The organism is Saccharothrix hoggarensis, assembly GCF_042678885.1.
GTDB classification, from domain to species: Bacteria; Actinomycetota; Actinomycetes; order Mycobacteriales; family Pseudonocardiaceae; genus Actinosynnema; species Actinosynnema hoggarensis.
In genome coordinates, this window is record NZ_JBHTLK010000139.1 from 1 (window position 1) to 18,364 (window position 18,364).

The window sequence follows — 18,364 nt, forward strand, 5'->3', positions numbered from 1 at the left end:
CGCCCGTCGACCCGGACGACCGCCCGGCTGTCCGGCCGCGGGAGCCCGAGCATGACCCGGCTTGAGCTGCGGGTCGACGTGGCCGCGCCGCCGGCCACCACCTGGGCCGCGCTCACCGACTGGGAGCGGCAGGGCGAGTGGATGCTCGGCACCACCGTCCGCGTGACCAGCGGCGACGGCGCGAGCGAGGGCAGCGGGCTGGCCGCGTTCACGGGCGTCGGCCGGCTCGGGTTCACCGACACCATGCGCATCACCGCGTGGGAGCCGCCGGTGCGCTGCGCCGTCGCCCACACGGGCCGCCTGGTGCGCGGCACGGGCGAGTTCGTGGTCGTCCCGCGCGGTGACGCGCGCAGTGAGTTCGTCTGGTCCGAGGACGTGGCCGCGCTGCTCGCCCTGGCGTTCGCGCCGGGCGTGAAGTGGTCGCTGCGCCGGTTCGCCGCCTTCGCCCGGGAGTACCCCGCATGACCGACGTGGTCCGCTGCCCGTGGGGCGACAGCACGCCCGACTACATCGAGTACCACGACACGGAGTGGGGCGTCGAGCTGCGCGGCGAGGCCGCCATGTTCGAGCGCATGTGCCTCGAATCGTTCCAGTCCGGCCTGTCGTGGATCACGATCCTGCGCAAGCGGGAGAACTTCCGGGCCGCGTTCGCGGGCTTCGAGCCGGCGGCGGTGGCCGAGTTCGGGCCGGCCGACTTCGACCGGCTGATGGCCGACGCGGGCATCGTCCGCAACCGGGCCAAGATCACCGCCGCGATCGGCAACGCCCGGGTCGTCGCCGAGCTGGACGTGCCGCTGGACGACCTGCTGTGGTCGTTCGCGCCGGAGCACCACGTGCGGCCCGCCACCAGCGCGGACGTGCCCGCCGTCACGGCCGAGTCGAAGGCGATGGCCAAGGAGCTGAAGCGGCGCGGCTTCGCGTTCCTCGGCCCCACCACCTGCTACGCGCTGATGCAGGCCACGGGCATGGTCGACGACCACATCGCGGCCTGCTTCCGCGCCGGCGCCCCTGCCGCTACCGGCCGGTGAACTCGGGCTTCCGCTTCGCCACGAACGCCGCCACGGCCTCGCGGTGGTCCGCCGTCGCGCCCGCCTCGGCCTGCGTGCGGGCCTCCACGTCCAGCGCCGCCGCGAGCTCGCCGGAGAACGCCATCGCCTCCTTGATCTTGGCGTAGGCGGTGGTGGGCCCGGCGGCCAGCTTGCGGGCCAGCGCCTGCGCCGTGGACAGCACCTCGCCGTCCGGCACGACCTGCCCGACCATGCCGATCCGCAACGCCTCCTCGGCGCCCACGGGCTGCGCGAGCAGCATCATCTCCATCGCCCGGCCGTGCCCGATCAGCCGCGGCAGGGTCCACGACGCGCCCGAGTCGGCGGTCAGGCCCACGTTGGCGAACGCCATCAGGAACTTCGCGCTCGCGCCGGCGATCCGCAGGTCGCACGCGTAGGCGAGGGACGCGCCCGCGCCCGCCGCCGTGCCGTTGACGGCCGCGATCACCGGCTTCGGCATGCCCACGATCGCCTTGACCAGCGGGTTGTAGTGCTTCTCCACCGTGTTCAGCGGCGCCGGGTCGCCCGCCTCCAGCAGCGCGACGTGCTCCTTCAGGTCCTGGCCCGCGCAGAACGCCTTCCCGGCGCCGGTGACGACCACGGCGCGCACGGCGTCGTCCGCCGCCGTCTCCACCACGGCCTCCAGGAACCGCTCCTTCAGCGCCACCGTGAACGAGTTGAACGACTCGGGCCGGTTGAGCGTGAACGTGCGGACACCGTCGGCGTCGTCGATGAGCAGATCGGACACGGGTGGACCTCCGGGTCAGGGCTGGGCCGGGCTGTGCTGGGCCGGACTGGGCTGGGCCGGACTGGGCTGGGCTGGGCTCGGGTGCGCCGGACCGGCGTCGGCCGGGGTGTGGTCGGCCGGGGTGGTGGGGGCCGGGGTGGTGGGGGCCGGGGTGGCGAGGGCCGGGCCGGCGAGGCTGTCGTCGACGAACCTGGCCACCGCGGGCGCGAGCCGGTTCGTGTGCCGGTCGAAGAACTCCGCCGCGCCCGTGCCCGGCCAGTCGGCGGGCAGCAGCTCGCGCGGGAGGCCGGGGTCGCGGAACAGGAACTTGCGCCAGGCGTGCAGGAACCGCTGGGACGCCGCGAACGCCGCCGCGGGCGACGTACCGTCCACAGCGGACACCACCGGCTCCCACTCCGCCACGAACCGGGCGTAGTCGCGGCCGAGCGTCGCCAGGTCCCAGGCCCGTCCGGCCAGCTCCGCCGGGTCGCCCTCGTGCTCGCCGCGGAACGCGCTCGCCCGGACGCCCTCGCCCTCCAGCACGTCCGCCAGCTCGGGCGACGGGCGCGGTGCGATCCACGTCACGGGTCCGAGCGCGCCGTAGCCGAGCAGTTGCAGCGAGGAAGCGAGCCGGTCGCGCGCCTCGCGGGCGGGCAGCTCCTCCAGCACCACGACGTGCCACCGACCGTCCCACGTGGACGGCCGGGTGCGGTAGATGCGGGCCGCGGCCTCGTCCAGCCGCCTTTCCGCGCGGGGTGTCATCGCGTAGCCGGGGCCGTCCGGCAGGCGGACGGGTTCGAGCCAGCCCTGGCGCACCGTGCGCGACACCGCGGTGCGCACGGCGGGCGCGGCGAAGTCCAGCGGCTCCAGCAACCGGACCAGGGCGGCGATCGTCGCGGCGCCGCCCCGCTCGCGCAGGTGGCCGCCGTAGACGTCGAAGAGCGCGGAACGGGCTCGCACGAGAGCCGAGTCTGTCAGGGCGACCCCGCGACACGCCACAGAGCGGCGATCGGTCACGACCAGGTGACGGTCGCGGGCGGGCGCGGAAGTCGTTGCGGCACGGCGATCCTGGGCGTGAACTGCGGCTCCGTGAAGATCGCCAACCGGTCGCGGACGGGTCGGAAAGATCGGTTCGGTTTCGCTGCCGAGTCCGCATAGGGGAGAATGGGCGGAGTATCCGGCCCTGGTCGGACGGGGAAGATGTTGACGGAGGGAGCACGCGATGGCGGCCATGAAGCCCCGGACCGGCGACGGTCCCCTCGAGGTGACCAAGGAGGGGCGCGGCATCGTGATGCGCGTTCCGCTCGAGGGTGGTGGCCGCCTCGTCGTCGAGATGTCGGCGGACGAGGCCAACGCCCTGGGCGACGCCCTCAAGGCAGCCGCCGGCTGACCAGCCGGAACGAGACAGCGTCGAGCCCCGGTTTCCACAGTGGAACCGGGGCATCGCTACGTCGTGACGGCCCAGGTCACCTGTGACGCCACCGGCCCGGTGTGACCTGACCCACCCTGTCCCAGAAACCCCACCGGGAGGTTCCCCCGTGCGAGCGCCCCTGCCCACCCCGCTGGTCACCGTCGAGGTGGCCGACACCCTCCGGCGAGGTGTGCCCGCGGTGCTCGTCGCGTTCCCCGGCGACCCGGTCCGGTTCGGGCCGGGTGCGGAGGAGGCCCCCGACCTGGACGTGGACGACGTGTCCGGCAAGGCGGGGTCGACGTCGCGGCAGGGGCGGACGTGGGTCGTCGGCGTGGGCGACGGCGGGGCGGGCGACTGGCGCAAGGCCGGCGCGTCGCTGGTCCGGGCCCTGCACGCGGACGCGGAGAAGGCGGGCGGGACGACGTTCGACGTGCGGCTGCCCGCCGACGTGACCGCCGACGCGGTGGCCGCGTTCACGCTCGGCGCGGCCGTGGGCGGCTACCGGTTCAAGGTCACCGGCGAGGACCCGCCGAAGCGGGTGAGGTCGTTGCGGCTGGTCGCGGCCGACCCGGCGCTGGCGGAGGTCGTGCGGAAGGCGAACGCGCTGGCTGCCGCGACGTCGCTGAGCCGCGACCTGGCGAACACGCCGTCCAACGTGAAGGACCCGTCGTGGCTGGCCGCGGCGGCGGCGAAGGCGGCGCGGGCCGTGCCGGGCCTGGGCGTCGAGGTGCGGGACGAGCGGTGGCTGGCCGAGCAGGGCTTCGGCGGTGTGCTGGCGGTGGGCGGCGGGTCGTCGCGCCCGCCCCGGTTCATCGAGCTGACCTGGCCGGGCACGGCCGCCGGGCAGCCCCACCTCGTGCTGGTCGGCAAGGGCATCACGTTCGACACCGGCGGCATCTCGATCAAGCCCGCCGAGGGCATGCACCTGATGCGCACCGACATGTCCGGCGGCGCGGCGGTGGTCGCGGCCCTGGTCGGCGTCGCGACGCTCGGCCTGCCCGTGCGGGTGACCGGCCTGGTGCCCGCGGCGGAGAACCACGTGTCCGGGTCGGCGTACCGGCCGGGCGACGTGATCCGCCAGTACGGCGGCACCACGACCGAGGTCACGAACACCGACGCCGAGGGCAGGCTGGTGCTGGCCGACGCGCTGGCGTACGCGGTGCGGAACCTGGCGCCGGACGTCCTGGTCGACGTGGCCACGCTGACCGGCGCGATGAAGGTCAGCCTCGGCCTGCGCACCGGCGGCCTGTTCGCCACCGACGACGACCTGGCCGCCCGCGTCGCCGAGGCGGGCGCGCGGGTCGGTGAGGCCTGGTGGCGCATGCCGCTGCTGGACCACCTGGCGGACGACGTGCGCAGCGACATCGCCGACGTCCGGCAGTGCCCGCCGGGGCCGGGCGGCATCACCGCCGCCCTGTTCCTGCGCGAGTTCACCGGCGACGTGCCGTGGGCGCACCTCGACATCGCCGGCCCCGCGCGGGCCGACAAGGTGTACGACGAGGTCGTGGCCGGCGCGACGGGCTTCGCGGCCCGCACCCTGATCGAGCTGGCCGAGGGCTACGCGCCCAGCGCGTGATCCCGGAACGCCCGCACGGCGGGTGGGAGCGGGACGTCGGCGGGCCAGACCAGCGCGATCTCCCGACCCGCCCGCGGCGTGAGGGAGATCTCCGGCAGCCCCGACGGCGAGTCGGCGTGGGGCAGCAGCGCCACGCCGAGGCCCGCCGCGACGAGGCCGCGCACGGTCTCGGTCTCCTGGCTGGGTCGGCGCGAGGGCGTCCCGGCAGGCGCGGGGGCAGGCGCCGGGCGTGTACCTGTTCGCCTTCTACGTCGGCAGCAGCACGGGCGGCACGGCGGGCAGCGTCGCGCACCAGGCGCACGGCTGGTCCGGCCTGGTCGTGCTGGTCACCGCCTGGCTTGCCCTGGCGGCGCTCGCCGCCGTCCTCGCCCACCGGGGTCAGAAGTCGAGCGGCACCTCCGCCGCCTCGCCGCCGGTGACGGCGACCGTGCCCAGCTGCGGGAGGGCCACGGTCCCCGAGGTGACCGCGAACGTCACCGACCGGACGTCCTCCGGCACCTCGTACACGACCGCCACCGGGAACGTCTCCCCGCCGTAGCGCGCGCCCACCTGACGGGCCTGCGCGCCGTCCGGCAGGGTCACCGCCACCAGCGGCGCCGTGACGCCCGCGCCCAGCACGGTCGGCACGTCGTGGCCCACCAGCCGCAGCTCCAGCAGCGCCTTCCCGGCGGCGGCCGTGGCCAGCTCGTACTGCCCGTCGGACGACACGGGCCGCTGCCGCCCCAGCCGGGCCCGGATCACCTCCAGCGACCCCGCCCGCCCGGCGGCGCCGACCGACACGGGCGTGGACACCGACATCGACTCCGGCCCCGGCGCGCGCCGCAGCACGTGCGGCACGTCGCCGAGCGCCCGGCCGGACGGCACCTCGACCCGCTGCTGGAGCGACTTCGCCCCCACGGTGTCGAGCACCAGCGACTCCGGCTGGCCCGTGACCGGCACCGTGTAGACCACCAGCACCGAACCCCGCTCCGGCAGCCGGTCGTCGGGCAGCCGGTGCCGCCGACCCGGCACGTCCAGCGCCAGCTCCGGCAACTGCGGCAGCCAGCCGCGCCACGGCGTCTGGCCGAACGCCGAGTCGACCACGCTGTGCCGCGTCACGTGCAGCCGCAGGACCCGCAGCGCCACCCCGTGCTCGGCCCGCAGGTCACCCTCCGCCGTCGGCCACACCGCGGGCGCCGAGTAGCCCGTCACCCGGACTTCGAGCTGGTCGTCCCGCACCACCGCCGACGCCGCGTCCAGCGCCTGGCCGTCGTCGGGCAGCACGGCCAGGAAGTCCGGCCCCGCCGCGCCGACGCCCTGGTCGGCGACGGTCTCCCGCCCGTCGGTGCGCACCAGCTTCCCCACCGGCGTGCTCCGCGACCCCTGCGGCGGCACCTGCGCCGGCTGCACCTCCAGCCGGATGCCGGACCCGTTCTGGTCCACCTGCTTCAGCGGCACGGGCACCCAGTCGGTGGTGGCGGCCGTGCCGGGCACCTGCACCGGACCGCACCACAGCCTGGTGTCGATCTCGAACGCCCGGCCCGTGCGGGCGAACCAGCAGCTCACCGGGTCGTGGCCGGTGCGGGCGACGTACCCGAACGACAACGTGTAGCTCAGCTCGGCCTCGGCCCGCGCCTGCAGGCCGGGCGCGTCCAGCACCTCTTTCCCCTCGATGGTCAACCGGACCTGCTCGGCGCTGAACGCCGGCGTGGCGCACCCGCCGGCCGCCAGCGCGAGCAGGAGCACAAGCCACCGCATACCGCCCCCAGTAGTCGCCCCCACCCCTTAAAGGCGATCGCCACCCCGTCCGGTTGCATCCGGCACGAGGTGGCGCGCGTCACACTGCGGTGTTCAACGATCGCTCAACGGTGTTCAGGGGGGTCAGAGGCCAGGAGGACCAGGGGTCAGAAGTCAGGGGTCAGCGGGTCGGCGAGGCCAGCGCGGCCCGGTAGACGTCCACGGTCTGCTCGGCCACGGTCGCCCACGAGAACTCCTCGACCGCCCGCTCCCGGCCGGCCGCGCCGAACGCCGCCGCCCGCTCCGGGTCGCCCAGCACCTCGTTGACCGCGTCCGCCAGCGCCGTCCGGTACGCCTCCACGTCCTTCTCGTCGTAGTGCACGAGCAGGCCGGTGCGCCCGTGGTCGACGACCTCCGGGATGCCGCCCACGTCGGACGCCACCACGGCCGTCCCGCACGCCATCGCCTCCAGGTTCACGATGCCCAGCGGCTCGTACACCGACGGGCACACGAAGACCGTCGAGTGGCTCAGGATCTGCCGCACCTCGGCCGGCTGGAGCATCTGCTGGATCCAGAACACCCCCGGCCGGGACGCCGCCAGCTCCGCCACCGCGAGCCGCGTCTCCTCGGCGATCTCCGGGGTGTCCGGTGCGCCCGCGCACAGCACGATCTGCGCGTCCGGCGAGAACCGGTGCGCGGCCGCGACCAGGTGCCCGACGCCCTTCTGCCGCGTGATCCGCCCCACGAACGTCACGATCGGCCGGTGCGGGTCGATCCCGTGCCGGACCAGCGCGTCCGTCTCCGCCACGGGGTGGTAGGCCGCCGTGTCGATGCCGTTGCGGACCACGTGCACCCGTGCCGGGTCCAGCGCCGGGTAGCAGTCGAGCACGTCGGCCCGCATGCCCTCGCTGACCGCGATCACGGCGTCCGCCGCCTCGTACGCGGTGCGCTCCACCCAGGACGAGACCCGGTAGCCGCCGCCCAGCTGCTCGGCCTTCCACGGCCGGCGCGGCTCCAGCGAGTGCGCGGTCACCACGTGGGGTATGCCGTGCAGCAGTTTGGCCAGGTGACCGGCCATGTTGGCGTACCAGGTGTGGGAGTGCGCGAGCTGCGCGTCACCCAGGGCGGCGGCCATCTCCAGGTCCACCGACAGCGTGGCCAGGGCGGCGTTCGCCTGCTCCAGGCCGTGCGCCGGGTTGTGCGCCCTGGCGTCCGCGCGCGGCCCGCCGAAGGCGTGCACGTCCACGTCGACCAGTTCGCGCAACCTCGGCACCAGGAAACCGACGTGCACCCCAGCTCCGCCGTAGACCTCCGGCGGGTACTCCCGTGTCAGCAGTCCAATTCGCACGGCGCTCACCGTAACCCCGCGACCGGGGGCAGCCGGGTGAACAAGTCGAGTTTGCGTTACTTCGCCGTTGGTGGGCCGGTGCTCACCCGGTTAGGGTCGTTCCTGTGAAAGGGCAACCGCATGTTCTAGGAATTGTCCTCGCCGGTGGCGAAGGCAAACGGTTGTGGCCGTTGACCGCCGACCGGGCAAAGCCGGCGGTGCCCTTCGGCGGTAACTACCGGCTGGTGGACTTCGTCCTGTCCAACCTGGTGAACGCGGGTTTCGTCAAGCTCTGCGTGCTCACCCAGTACAAATCCCATTCCCTGGACCGCCACATCTCCACGACGTGGCGCCTGTCCAATGTGCTCGGCCAGTACGTCACGCCGGTGCCGGCGCAGCAGCGGCTGGGCCCGCGCTGGTACACCGGCAGCGCCGACGCGATCTTCCAGAGCCTCAACCTCGTCAACGACGAGAAGCCGGAGCACGTGATCATCTTCGGCGCGGACCACGTCTACCGGATGGACCCCGGCCAGATGGTGGACCAGCACGTCGAGACGGGCGCCGGCGTCACCGTCGCCGGCATCCGGGTGCCCCGGGCCGAGGCGAAGGCGTTCGGGTGCATCGACTCCGACGAGTTCGGCCAGATCACCCGGTTCCTGGAGAAGCCGTCGGACCCACCGCACGTGCCCGGTGACCCCGAGGTCACCTTCGCGTCGATGGGCAACTACGTGTTCACCACCGAAGCGCTGATCGACGCGTTGCGCGCGGACGCGGCCAACCCCGATTCCGACCACGACATGGGCGGCGACATCATCCCGATGCTCGTCGACCAGGGGCAGGCCCACGTCTACGACTTCGCCGACAACCAGGTGCCGGGCGAGTCCGACCGGGACCGCGGGTACTGGCGCGACGTGGGGACCATCGACGCGTACTACGAGGCCCACATGGACCTCGTGTCGGTGCGCCCGGTGTTCAACCTCTACAACCAGGCGTGGCCGATCCGGACCGCGACCCCGCCCCTGCCGCCGGCGAAGTTCATCGCGGGCGGCAGCGCCGAGGACTCCATGGTGGGGCCGGGCTCGATCATCTCCGGCACCATCCACGGCTCGGTGATCAGCTCGGACGTCGTCGTGGAGTCGGGGTCCGTGGTGCAGGGCAGCGTGCTGCTGCCGGGCGTGCGGATCGGTCGCGGCGCGGTCGTGCGGCGGGCGATCCTGGACAAGAACGTCGTCGTGCCCGACGGCGCGCTGATCGGCGTGGACCCGGCGACGGACCGGCAGCGCTACACCGTGTCGGCGGGCGGCGTGACGGTGCTCGGGAAGGGCGTCACGGCGGACTGAGGCCGGTCGGGGGCCGCCCTCGCGGCGGTCCCCGGCGCCCGGCCGCGCGGTGTGCGCGCGTCCGTCCGAGCCGCCGGCCACATCGGCGGGGCTTTTCACCCACAAGGGTGACGCCGATCGGGTGGTCGGGACCGGTCAGGCGACCTTCGCGGCCACCAGCAGCCCGTCGCCCAAGGGCAGGATCACCGGCACCAGCCGGTCGTCCTCCCGCACCGCGCGCGCCACGTCCCGCATCGCCGTCGTGTCCGGGTCGCGGTGCGCCGGGTCGACCACGCGGCCGTGCCAGAGCACGTTGTCGAACGCGATGACGCCGCCCGGCCGCAGCAGCCGCACGCCCTCGGCCAGGTACTTCGGGTACTCGGCCTTCGCCGCGTCCACGAACACCAGGTCGTAGGCGCCGTCGGTCAGCCGGGGCAGCACCTCCAGCGCCTGGCCCATGATCAACCGGGTGCGCGAGACCGCGATGCCGGCCTCCGCGAACGCCACCCTGGCCGCCCGCTGGTGCTCCGGCTCCACGTCGATCGAGGTCAGCACCCCGGCCGCGGGCATGCCGCTGAGCAGGTACAACGCGCCGACACCGGCGCCGGTGCCGATCTCCACCACGGCCTTGGCCTGCAACGCCGCGGCGAGGAACCGCAGCGCCGCGCCGCCGCCGGACCCGATCGGCACGCACCCCAACTCGACGCCACGAGCCCTGGCGGCCGTGATCACGGCGTCCTCGGGCAGGTAGCGCTCCACGTACTCGCGCGTCGGCGCATCCACACCCGAAGGCTAACGCCGCCGGCGGCGATCCGGGCGGGATCGGCAGGCAACCCGGATTCTCAGCCTGCTCTCAGCCGACTCTCACGATGGTTATAAGCGGACCGGTCAGTCTGGTTCCAGCGCACGACCAACGGGAACACGTGAGGGCAGCCGAACGTTGACCCGTGCAGCAGGGCAGCAGCCCAGTGGAGGTGCTTAACCGCCCGATGCCAACGCAGCCGACCGCCGTACCCAACGCGCCCATCGAGGACGCGGACTGGATCGCGCCCTCGTGGGACCAAGTGGTGCGCGACCACGCCGACCGGGTGTACCGGCTGGCCTACCGCCTGACCGGCAACCAGCACGACGCCGAGGACCTCACCCAGGAGACGTTCATCCGGGTGTTCCGCTCCCTCGCGTCGTACAAGCCGGGCACGTTCGAAGGCTGGCTGCACCGCATCACCACCAACCTCTTCCTCGACATGGCCCGCCGCCGCTCGCGCGTGCGGATGGAGGCCCTGCCGGAGGAGACGGACCGCATCCCCGGCGACGACCCGACGCCCGAGGAGATCTACGACGACACGCACCTCGACCCGGAGCTCCAGGCCGCGTTGGACGAGTTGCCGCCGGAGTTCCGGGCCGCCGTCGTGCTGTGTGACGTGGAAGGGCTCTCCTACGAGGAGATCGGCGCCACGCTCGGCGTCAAACTCGGTACCGTGAGGAGCAGGATCCACCGGGGCCGCCAGGCCCTGCGGGTCGCACTGGAACGCCGTCGGGGTCTGGCTCAGGAGGACTCTGCATGACCGACCTGCGAGGTTGGCAACTGCCCGAGCAGCACCTGCTGCCCGACGCGGTCGTCGCCTTCGTCGACGGCGAGCTGTCCGCCTCGGCGCACAACCGGGCGGCCGCGCACCTCGCGCGCTGCCCGTTCTGCGCGGCCGAGGCCTACTCCCAGCAGCAGGCTCGTTCCGCGGTCCGCGCCGCCGACGCGCCGTGCGCGCCCGCCGGCCTGCTCGCCAGGCTGGGCGCGATCCCGCAGGAAGTGGAACTGCCCAGCGCGCCCGACGGCCTCGCGGTCACCGAGGACGGCCAACTCGTCACCGTGCAGCGGCCCGACCGGGTCGCGTTCGGCAGCGGACCCGTGTTGGGGCAGAGCCGCCCTTTCGGAACCAGCGGCGGTAGCCGCTTCGGGACCGGTTTCTTCGGCGGCAAACGCGCGCGCCAGGGCGCCGGTGTCGTCGTGTCCGGGCTCATGCTCGGTGCGCTCGCCCTGGTCGCACCCGGCAGCGAGGACCACTCGCCCACGCCCGCCCAGGGCAACACCCCGCCGCCGCCCGTCGTCGCGCCGTCGTCGTTGACCGCTGCCGAGCAGGAGCGGGCGGACGTGCTGCGCCCCGTGGCGAACACCGTCCTCGGCCGCTGACGCCGTTCCGGCCGAACCACCGCTCCGGGCCGAACCGCCGTTCCGGCGGACCACCGTTCCGGCGGACCACCGTTCCGGGCCAACCGCCACTCCGGGCGATGCCACCGGCCCGGCCCGGACCCACGCCTGGTCACCGGCCGCCCGCCGACCCGCTGACGGCAACTTCACCGGTGACGAGGCACGATTGCCCCGCGACAACCGTGGTGTGACGACTCATGGTGTGACGACTGGTGTGACGACGTGCGGGGAGCGATGAGCGAGCCAGAGCAGGGCAACGGGACTCCCAGGTCCGGTGTGGACGACGGGGTGCACCGCAGGCTCGCGCCGCGTCCCCTGGACCGCCCGCCCGTGGACCCCGGCCAAGCCGCCGTGTTCGGCCGACCGCAGGGCGTGCCGGGCGCGTTCTCCGCCGACCGTCCGAACCTCAACGGCAACGGCCAGGTCCGGCTCGCGCCGCCGCCGCCCGAGGCGCTGTCCACGGCGTTCGGCCGCCCTCAAGGCGACAGCGCCACCCGCTTGCAGCGCCCGCCGGTCGACCTGAACGGCGAGCCCGAGGTGGAGCCCGTCTTCTGGGAGGGCAAGCCCGCGGGCGACGCGTGGCGCGACCCCGGGGCGTCGGCCGTCATCGGCCCGCCCGCCGTCACCGAGGAACCCGACACCGAACCCAAGCCCGAGGCGCGGCCCGGCCCGCAGCTCAGCGTCCCCGAGCTGCTGTTCGGGCGGCGCGTCAAGCCGATGGCCCTGGTGTTCCTGCTGGTCGCGGCCCTGCTGGTCGGCACGGGCGGCGGCGTCGTCGGCTGGCTGCTCGGCCGGATGGGCAACCCGCTCACCGACGGCGGCGTCACGCTCGCCGAGGTCAAGCCCGGCAAGGAACGCCCCGTCGGGTCGGTCGCCGACATCGCGCAGCGCGTCACGCCCAGCGTCGTGTCGATCGAGTTCAAGGGCGCGAACGTGGCGGGCGTCGGCTCCGGCGTGGTGATCGACGGCGAGGGGTACATCCTCACCAACGACCACGTCGTCGCGCCGGCGGCGCAGGACACGTCCGCGAAGCTGACCGTCGTCTTCACCGACGGCAAGCGGGCCGTGGCGCAGATCGTCGGCCGCGACTCCAAGACCGACCTCGCGGTGATCAAGGTCGACGTGGAGAACCCGACCGTGCTGCAGTTCGGCGACTCGGACGACCTGGCCGTCGGCGACACCGTGCTGGCCATCGGCTCCCCGCTGTCGCTGTCGAACACGGTGACCGAGGGCATCGTCAGCGCCCTGCACCGACCCGTGACGGCGGCGGGCGAGAACGGCGGTCCGCAGGTCACCTACGACGCGATCCAGACCGACGCGGCCATCAACCCCGGCAACTCGGGCGGCGCGCTCGTCGACTCGTCCGGCGCGCTGGTGGGCATCAACTCGTCGATCCGGACCGAGACCGGCGGCTCGGTCGGCCTCGGGTTCGCCATCTCCGGCAACTACGCGCGCCGGGTCTCGCAGGCGTTGATCCGCGATGGCCAGGTGAAGCACGCGGACATGAACATCAACGTGCGCTCGGCGTCGGCGGAGACGGCCGAGGGCGCGCAGGTGCAGAACGTCCCCGAGGGCGGCGCGGCGGACGCGGCGGGTATCGAGGAGGGCGACGTGATCACGCGCGTCGGCGACCGGGTGGTGCGCAACGCCGCGGAGTTGACCGTTGCCGTAAGGGACCGTGAAATCGGCGAGACGGTGCCGGTCGTGCTGGCCAGGCAGGGTCGGGAGCTGACCGTGCAGGTGACCCTGAGGTCGGACTGACGGCTACGCTGGCAACCGGGCCGGGGTCCGGGCGTCGGGGTTCGGCCGGCTGGGCGCGGAAGGTGGGGCACGCGGGTGTTCGACAGCATCGGATGGGTTGAGATCCTCATCATCATCGTCGCGGGCCTGTTCATCCTGGGGCCCGAACGACTGCCCTCGGCCGCCGCGTGGGTCGGCAAGACCGTCCGCCAGGTGCGCGACTACGCGACCGGCGCGCGGGAGCAGCTGAAGCAGGAGATGGGGCCGGAGTTCGAGCAGCTCCGCAAGCCGCTGGAAGACCTCCGCGAACTCCGCAACTTCGACCCGAAGCGCGCGATCACCAAGCACCTGTGGGACGACGACCCGGCGGAGAAGCCGAACGGCCACCCGGCCGTCCCGCCGTCCTCCGCCCAGTCCACCCGCGACCGCCCCCTCCAGCAGGGCGAGCGCCCGCCGTACGACCCGGACGCCACCTGACGCGAGCGGGCTCGGGTCGACCAGTCGGGGTGAAGGTCGCGAGCGGCGGCGCCGGGGCCGGCACTCGACCGGGGTGAGCACGGAGGTAGTCGAGTGGAAGGGCCCTGGACCAGGGCAGGGGCGGTGGCGGGCCTGGGGGCCTTGGTCGTGGGCGCCATGGCGCTGGTGGTCGCGATCCTCGCTTGGCTGCTCCCGCGGCAACCCGCCGCGCCACCACCCGCCACCTCTCAGCCCGCCACGTCACCGCGGCCGGCCGGGTCGCAGTCGGACGACAAGAGGCTCGACGTGAAGGTCGCACCGTCGTCCTACGACGTCGCAGCCTCCTGGTGGCAGCCCGACGGACCCGGCTACGAATCCCGCAGGGACCTGCCGGAGACGGAGGGCGTGACCCACGCCCACGCCTACGGCAACTCCGTCGGTTCGTTCGTGTACCGGGTGACCCTCGGCGAGTTCGAGGGCGGACAGGTCGAGCTCTCGGCGCGACTCTCCGCCGACACCCAGTACCAAACCGACAGCGAGGACCAGCGCACGGACGTCACGGTGATCGTGAACGGCACCCGCCTGCCATCCCGACGCGTGATGCCCGACGACGGGAGCGGCGCCCACTACCGGTGGCGGTTCGACGCCTCGGCGCTCCGGCGCGGCGAGAACACGATCGAGTTCGCCGTCGAGCGTGGCGCGGAGTTCGCCAACGGTCTGGCGATCTACGGTGGCGCCATCGCCGACGGGGAAGTCGACGAGCACATCACGCTTCGCGGCGAGTAGCGAGCGGCGATCACCCGCGAACCGCACCCGTGGGCGTCAGCGGCCGGCCGGCGAGACGTTCAGCAGGCGACCGGCCAGCCCGCGCGAACGGGTCGACAGCTTGCCCGCCACCGTCGTCAGCACCTGACCGGCGGCCGACTCCGGGTGCGCCAGCACGATCGGCGTGCCCGAGTCGCCCTGCTCGCGGAGCCGCGGGTCGAGCGGGACCTGGCCCAGCAGCGGCACGTCCGAGCCGACGGCCTTGGTCAGCGAGTCGGCCACGGCCTGCCCGCCGCCGGAGCCGAACACGTCCATCCGCGTCCCGTCCGGCAGCTCCAGCCACGACATGTTCTCGATCACGCCGGCGATCCGCTGCCGCGTCTGCAACGCGATCGACCCGGCCCGCTCGGCCACCTCGGCCGCCGCCTGCTGCGGCGTCGTCACGACCAGGATCTCCGCGTTGGGCACCAGCTGGGCCACCGAGATGGCGATGTCACCGGTGCCCGGCGGCAGGTCGAGCAGCAGCACGTCGAGGTCGCCCCAGAACACGTCGGCCAGGAACTGCTGCAACGCCCGGTGGAGCATGGGGCCGCGCCAGACGACCGGCGTGTTGCCCGGCGTGAACATGCCGATGGAGATCAGCTTCACGCCGTGCGCCTGCGGCGGCATGATCATCTTCTCGACCTGGGTCGGCTTGCCGTCCGTGCCGAGCATCCGCGGGATCGAGTGGCCGTAGATGTCGGCGTCCACCACACCGACGGACAGCCCTCGCGCCGCCATCGCGACGGCCAGGTTCACCGTCACCGACGACTTGCCGACGCCGCCCTTGCCCGACGCCACGCAGTAGACCCGCGTCAGCGAGCCGGGCTGGGCGAACGGGATCACGGGCTCCTCGACGCCGCCGCGCAGCGACTTGCGCAGCTCGGTGCGCTGCGCGTCGCTCATCACGTCCAGCTCGACGCGGACGGCGGACACGCCGTCGAGCGCGGACACGGCGGACGTCACGTCGGCGGTGATCTTGTCGCGCAGCGGGCAGCCGGAGACGGTCAGGTACACCGCCACGTCCACGATCCCGTCGTCACCGACCACGACGCCCTTGACCATGCCCAGGTCGGTGATGGGACGCCGGATCTCCGGGTCCTGCACACCGGCCAACGCCTTCTGCACGTCGTCAACGGAAGGAAGAGTCACTGGAAGCGCCTTCGAAAGATGTGGTGGGACCGCCATGCTACGGCGGGCCGTGCACCTCCAAGCTACCGGTTGGTCACCTCCGTTCCGGGGGCAGCGCGAAGCCGGTTGCGTGCTTTCCGTAACATTGGTGTCCGTGCCGGAAACCGGATCTGCCCGGTTGCCCACCCGTACCGAGCTGGGGGTGTGGCGATCCTTCCTCCGGGCGCACGCGCGGCTCACTCGGGTCCTGGAAGCCGAGCTGATCGCCGAGCAACGCCTGTCGCTCGCGGCCTACGACGTCCTGGTGCAGCTCGCCGAGGCGCCGCAGCACCGGCTGCGGATGACCGAACTGGCGGACGCCGTGCTGCTGTCCCGGTCGGGCGTGACGCGACTGGTCGACCGGCTGGAACGCGCCGGCCTCGTGCTGCGGGAACGCGCCGACGGCGACGGGCGCGGCGTGGTGGCGGTGCTCACCCCGCAGGGCCTCGACCGGCTGCGGGTCGCGTCCGGCACGCACCTCACCGGCGTGGCGCGGCACTTCGCGGAGGCGTTCAGCCACGCCGAGCTCGAGGCCTTCGGCCGAGCCTGCGACCGGTTGGGCTCCGACGACGAGTCGTGACGGCCGCCGCGCCTACGTCGGCACGTCGTCCTTGACCGCGCCCTTCGCCTCTTTGCCCCCGCCGCCCCCGCTGCCGCCACCGCCGCCGCCGTCCTTGGCGGGGCGCTTGCGCTGCTCGCGGAACACGCGTTCCAGCTCGCTGCGCAGGTAGTCGCGGGTCGCCACCTCGCCAACGGCGAGCCGCAGCGCGGCCAGCTCGCGGGCCAGGTACTCGGTGTCCGCCTTCGTCTGCGCGGCCCGCGCCCGGTCCTCCTCCAACGACACCCGGTCGCGGTCGTCCTGCCGGTTCTGCGCCAGCAGGATCAGCGGCGCGGCGTACGCGGCCTGGGTGGAGAACGCCAGGTTGAGCAGGATGAACGGGTACGGGTCCCAGCGCAGCGTCACCGCGAACAGGTTCAGCGTGATCCACACGATCACCAGCAGCGTCTGCCAGAACAGGAACTTGCCGGTGCCGAGGAACCGGGCCAGCCGCTCGGAGAACCGGCCGAACGCCTCCGGGTCGAGCGACAGCCGGAACCGGCCGGGCGTGCGCGGCTGGTCGAGCCGCCGGCGCGGCAGCAGCTCAGGCATGGGTCAGCCCCGTCTCGCGCCAGTTCGCGGGCAGCAGGTGGTCCAGCACGTCGTCCACGGTGACCGCGCCGATCAGGTGGTCGCTCTCGTCGACGACCGGCCCGCAGACGAGGTTGTAGGCGGCGAAGTAGCGGGTGACGTCGCTCAGCGACGCGTTCGGCGACAACGTCGCCAGGTCCAGGTCCAGGACGCCCGCGACCAGGTCGGACGGCGGTTCGCGCAGGAGCCGCTGGATGTGCACGCACCCCAGGTACCGGCCGGTCGGCGTCGCGGTCGGCGGCCGGCACACGAACACCATGCTGGCCAGCGCGGGCGTCAGGTCCGGGTTGCGCACGTGCGCGAGCGCCTCGGCGACCGTCGCGTCCGGCGACAGCACCACCGGCTCCGGGGTCATCAGGCCGCCCGCCGTGTCGTAGCTGTACTCCAGCAGCCGCCTGACCGGCGCGGACTCCTCCGGCTCCATCAGCTCCAGCAACCGGTCCTTCTCCACCTCGGGCAGCTCGGCCAGCAGGTCCGCCGCGTCGTCCGGGTTCATCGCCTCCAGGATGTCCGCGGCGCGCTCGTCGTCGAGGTGCGCGAGCAGGTCCTTCTGGTCCTCCTCCGCCATCTCCTCCACCACGTCGGCGAGGCGCTCGTCGTCCAGCGCCTCGGCCACCTCGTACCGGCGCTTCAGCGGCAGGCTGTGCAGGGCCAGCGCCACGTCGGCGGCGCGCATCGTCTCGAAGATCGCCACCAGGTGCTGCGCGCCCTGCGGCTGACCTGCGAGTTCGGTCACCGACAGCCCGGTCAGCTCCTCCCAGCGCAGCACCTGCACCGGTCCGCGCCTGGCCAGCCGCCCGGTGCGCTCCTGCACGGCCACCCGCGTCATCCGCCAGTCCCTGGTCCGGGTCGGTTCCATCGCGGCGTCGACCAGCACCGCGGACGCGCCGGTGGTGAGCGTGACGCGGGCGTCGAGCAGCTCGCCGACCACCAGCACCTCGTTGGTGCGCTGGTGGAACTGGCGCAGGTTGACCGAGCCGGTGGCGAGCGTCACGGCGTTCGGCTCGATCGACGTGACCCGCAGCATCGGCACGAAGATGCGCCGCCGGGTGGCCAGTTCGAGCACCAGCCCGAGGACGCGCGGCGGCTGGCGGTCCACCCGCAGGCCGATGACCAGGTCACGGACCTTGCCGATGGACTCGCCGTCGGGCCCGAACACGGGCAGCCCGGCGAGTTGAGCGGCGAAGACCCGGTTCACGGCGACCACGTGATCAGGCTAGTCCGCCGCACGCCCCGCCGCTGCGTTCCACAGTGGACGGGCCGCCGTCCCCGGGATCACGGGCGGAAGGCGTCGGCGATGGCGGCGCTCGTGGCGGCCAGGTGGGCCTCGCCCGCGTCCAGGCACCACAACCAGGTGTCCACGGCCCGGTAGAACGTCCAGGCGCGGGCCCTGGCGGCGTCCAGCTCGCCGATGTCGCACAGCGCGGCGAACCGGTCGCGCAGCCCGCGTTCGCCGTCCAGCTCGCCGAACCTGTTCCACAGCAACGGGATCACGCCGAACTCGGGGTCGCCGGACAGCGGTTTCGGGTCGATCATCAGCCACGGTTCGCGCTCGCCGCGCAGCACGTTGGCGTAGTGCAGGTCCTCGTTGACGAGGGTCCGCGCCGCGCTGCCCGCCAGCGCCCGGCCCAGCTCGGCGGCCCGGTCGACGTCCGCGGCCGGCACGGGTCCGCCCAGGGC

At 73.5% G+C, this 18,364-nt stretch carries 20 protein-coding genes and 1 pseudogene; 11 read left to right on the top strand and 10 right to left on the bottom strand.

Going from position 1 to position 18,364, the window contains the following annotated elements:
* The first annotated feature begins 51 nt into the window (after positions 1-51).
* Positions 52-465, top strand: a complete 414-nt coding sequence (locus tag ACFQ3T_RS23420) for an SRPBCC family protein (RefSeq protein ID WP_380725913.1) — start codon at positions 52-54, stop codon at positions 463-465.
* The gene (locus ACFQ3T_RS23425) at positions 462-1,028 is read left to right on the top strand and encodes a DNA-3-methyladenine glycosylase I (protein ID WP_380725875.1); all 567 of its coding nucleotides are present in this window, start codon (positions 462-464) and stop codon (positions 1,026-1,028) included. Before ACFQ3T_RS23420 ends, ACFQ3T_RS23425 begins: the two co-directional genes overlap by 4 nt.
* Here ACFQ3T_RS23425 and ACFQ3T_RS23430 read toward each other — a convergent pair.
* Positions 1,015-1,794 carry an enoyl-CoA hydratase-related protein gene (locus ACFQ3T_RS23430; RefSeq protein WP_380725877.1) on the bottom strand — a complete coding sequence of 260 codons (780 nt, stop codon included), beginning with the start codon at positions 1,792-1,794 and terminating at the stop codon, positions 1,015-1,017. The two genes, ACFQ3T_RS23425 and ACFQ3T_RS23430, sit on opposite strands and share 14 nt — an antisense overlap.
* 15 nt (positions 1,795-1,809) lie before the next feature.
* Complete coding sequence (locus ACFQ3T_RS23435; RefSeq protein WP_380725879.1) at positions 1,810-2,733, bottom strand: PaaX family transcriptional regulator; 924 nt, start codon at positions 2,731-2,733, stop codon at positions 1,810-1,812.
* A gap of 262 nt (positions 2,734-2,995) precedes the next feature.
* Here ACFQ3T_RS23435 and ACFQ3T_RS23440 point away from each other — a divergent pair, with 262 nt between their 5' ends.
* Complete coding sequence (locus tag ACFQ3T_RS23440; RefSeq protein ID WP_012783412.1) at positions 2,996-3,163, top strand: DUF3117 domain-containing protein; 168 nt, start codon at positions 2,996-2,998, stop codon at positions 3,161-3,163.
* Positions 3,164-3,311: 148 nt separating this feature from the next.
* On the top strand, positions 3,312-4,760 hold the full coding sequence (locus ACFQ3T_RS23445; protein ID WP_380725881.1) for a leucyl aminopeptidase family protein: 1,449 nt from the start codon (positions 3,312-3,314) through the stop codon (positions 4,758-4,760).
* Here ACFQ3T_RS23445 and ACFQ3T_RS23450 read toward each other — a convergent pair.
* The 3 genes and pseudogenes from ACFQ3T_RS23450 to glgA all read right to left on the bottom strand — a co-directional run.
* Positions 4,742-4,939 (bottom strand): annotated as a pseudogene (locus tag ACFQ3T_RS23450) (LysR substrate-binding domain-containing protein); the annotation flags it as partial. The gene ACFQ3T_RS23445 and the pseudogene ACFQ3T_RS23450 sit on opposite strands and share 19 nt — an antisense overlap.
* Before the next feature lie 199 nt (positions 4,940-5,138).
* A complete protein-coding gene (locus ACFQ3T_RS23455) occupies positions 5,139-6,497 on the bottom strand; it encodes a hypothetical protein (RefSeq protein ID WP_380725885.1) in 1,359 nt (452 codons plus the stop codon).
* Between the two features lie 160 nt (positions 6,498-6,657).
* On the bottom strand, positions 6,658-7,824 hold the full coding sequence (glgA, locus tag ACFQ3T_RS23460; RefSeq protein ID WP_380725887.1) for a glycogen synthase: 1,167 nt from the start codon (positions 7,822-7,824) through the stop codon (positions 6,658-6,660).
* Between the two features lie 104 nt (positions 7,825-7,928).
* Here glgA and glgC point away from each other — a divergent pair, with 104 nt between their 5' ends.
* Positions 7,929-9,143, top strand: coding sequence for a glucose-1-phosphate adenylyltransferase (glgC, locus tag ACFQ3T_RS23465; protein ID WP_380725889.1), 1,215 nt, complete (start codon positions 7,929-7,931; stop codon positions 9,141-9,143).
* Positions 9,144-9,278: 135 nt separating this feature from the next.
* Here glgC and ACFQ3T_RS23470 read toward each other — a convergent pair whose 3' ends face one another.
* Entirely contained in the window at positions 9,279-9,905 is a 627-nt protein-coding gene (locus ACFQ3T_RS23470) for an O-methyltransferase (RefSeq protein ID WP_380725891.1), read from the bottom strand.
* 206 nt (positions 9,906-10,111) lie between these two features.
* Here ACFQ3T_RS23470 and sigE point away from each other — a divergent pair, with 206 nt between their 5' ends.
* From sigE to ACFQ3T_RS23495, 5 genes are all read left to right on the top strand, one after another.
* A complete protein-coding gene (gene sigE / locus ACFQ3T_RS23475; RefSeq protein ID WP_380725893.1) occupies positions 10,112-10,687 on the top strand; it encodes an RNA polymerase sigma factor SigE in 576 nt (191 codons plus the stop codon).
* Positions 10,684-11,307 carry an anti-sigma factor family protein gene (locus ACFQ3T_RS23480; protein WP_380725895.1) on the top strand — a complete coding sequence of 208 codons (624 nt, stop codon included), beginning with the start codon at positions 10,684-10,686 and terminating at the stop codon, positions 11,305-11,307. The genes sigE and ACFQ3T_RS23480 overlap by 4 nt, the downstream gene beginning before the upstream one ends.
* Positions 11,308-11,559: 252 nt before the next feature.
* Positions 11,560-13,086 (top strand): S1C family serine protease, encoded by a 1,527-nt coding sequence (locus tag ACFQ3T_RS23485; RefSeq protein ID WP_380725897.1) that lies wholly within the window; start codon positions 11,560-11,562, stop codon positions 13,084-13,086.
* 75 nt (positions 13,087-13,161) lie between these two features.
* Positions 13,162-13,542, top strand: a complete 381-nt coding sequence (gene tatB, locus ACFQ3T_RS23490) for a Sec-independent protein translocase protein TatB (protein ID WP_380725899.1) — start codon at positions 13,162-13,164, stop codon at positions 13,540-13,542.
* Between the two features lie 93 nt (positions 13,543-13,635).
* Positions 13,636-14,307, top strand: a complete 672-nt coding sequence (locus ACFQ3T_RS23495) for a hypothetical protein (protein WP_380725901.1) — start codon at positions 13,636-13,638, stop codon at positions 14,305-14,307.
* Positions 14,308-14,343: 36 nt separating this feature from the next.
* On the opposite strand, the gene ACFQ3T_RS23500 is transcribed toward ACFQ3T_RS23495, so the two are convergent.
* Positions 14,344-15,477, bottom strand: coding sequence for an Mrp/NBP35 family ATP-binding protein (locus tag ACFQ3T_RS23500; RefSeq protein ID WP_380725903.1), 1,134 nt, complete (start codon positions 15,475-15,477; stop codon positions 14,344-14,346).
* Between the two features lie 133 nt (positions 15,478-15,610).
* Here ACFQ3T_RS23500 and ACFQ3T_RS23505 point away from each other — a divergent pair, with 133 nt between their 5' ends.
* Positions 15,611-16,075 (top strand): MarR family winged helix-turn-helix transcriptional regulator, encoded by a 465-nt coding sequence (locus ACFQ3T_RS23505; RefSeq protein WP_380725905.1) that lies wholly within the window; start codon positions 15,611-15,613, stop codon positions 16,073-16,075.
* A 12-nt stretch (positions 16,076-16,087) separates the two neighbouring features.
* Here ACFQ3T_RS23505 and ACFQ3T_RS23510 read toward each other — a convergent pair whose 3' ends face one another.
* The 3 genes from ACFQ3T_RS23510 to ACFQ3T_RS23520 all read right to left on the bottom strand — a co-directional run.
* Positions 16,088-16,645, bottom strand: coding sequence for a DUF1003 domain-containing protein (locus ACFQ3T_RS23510; RefSeq protein ID WP_380725907.1), 558 nt, complete (start codon positions 16,643-16,645; stop codon positions 16,088-16,090).
* Entirely contained in the window at positions 16,638-17,891 is a 1,254-nt protein-coding gene (locus ACFQ3T_RS23515; protein WP_380725909.1) for a magnesium transporter MgtE N-terminal domain-containing protein, read from the bottom strand. Before ACFQ3T_RS23515 ends, ACFQ3T_RS23510 begins: the two co-directional genes overlap by 8 nt.
* A gap of 68 nt (positions 17,892-17,959) precedes the next feature.
* On the bottom strand, positions 17,960-18,364 hold a 405-nt coding region (locus tag ACFQ3T_RS23520; protein WP_380725911.1), incomplete at its 5' end, for an aminoglycoside phosphotransferase family protein.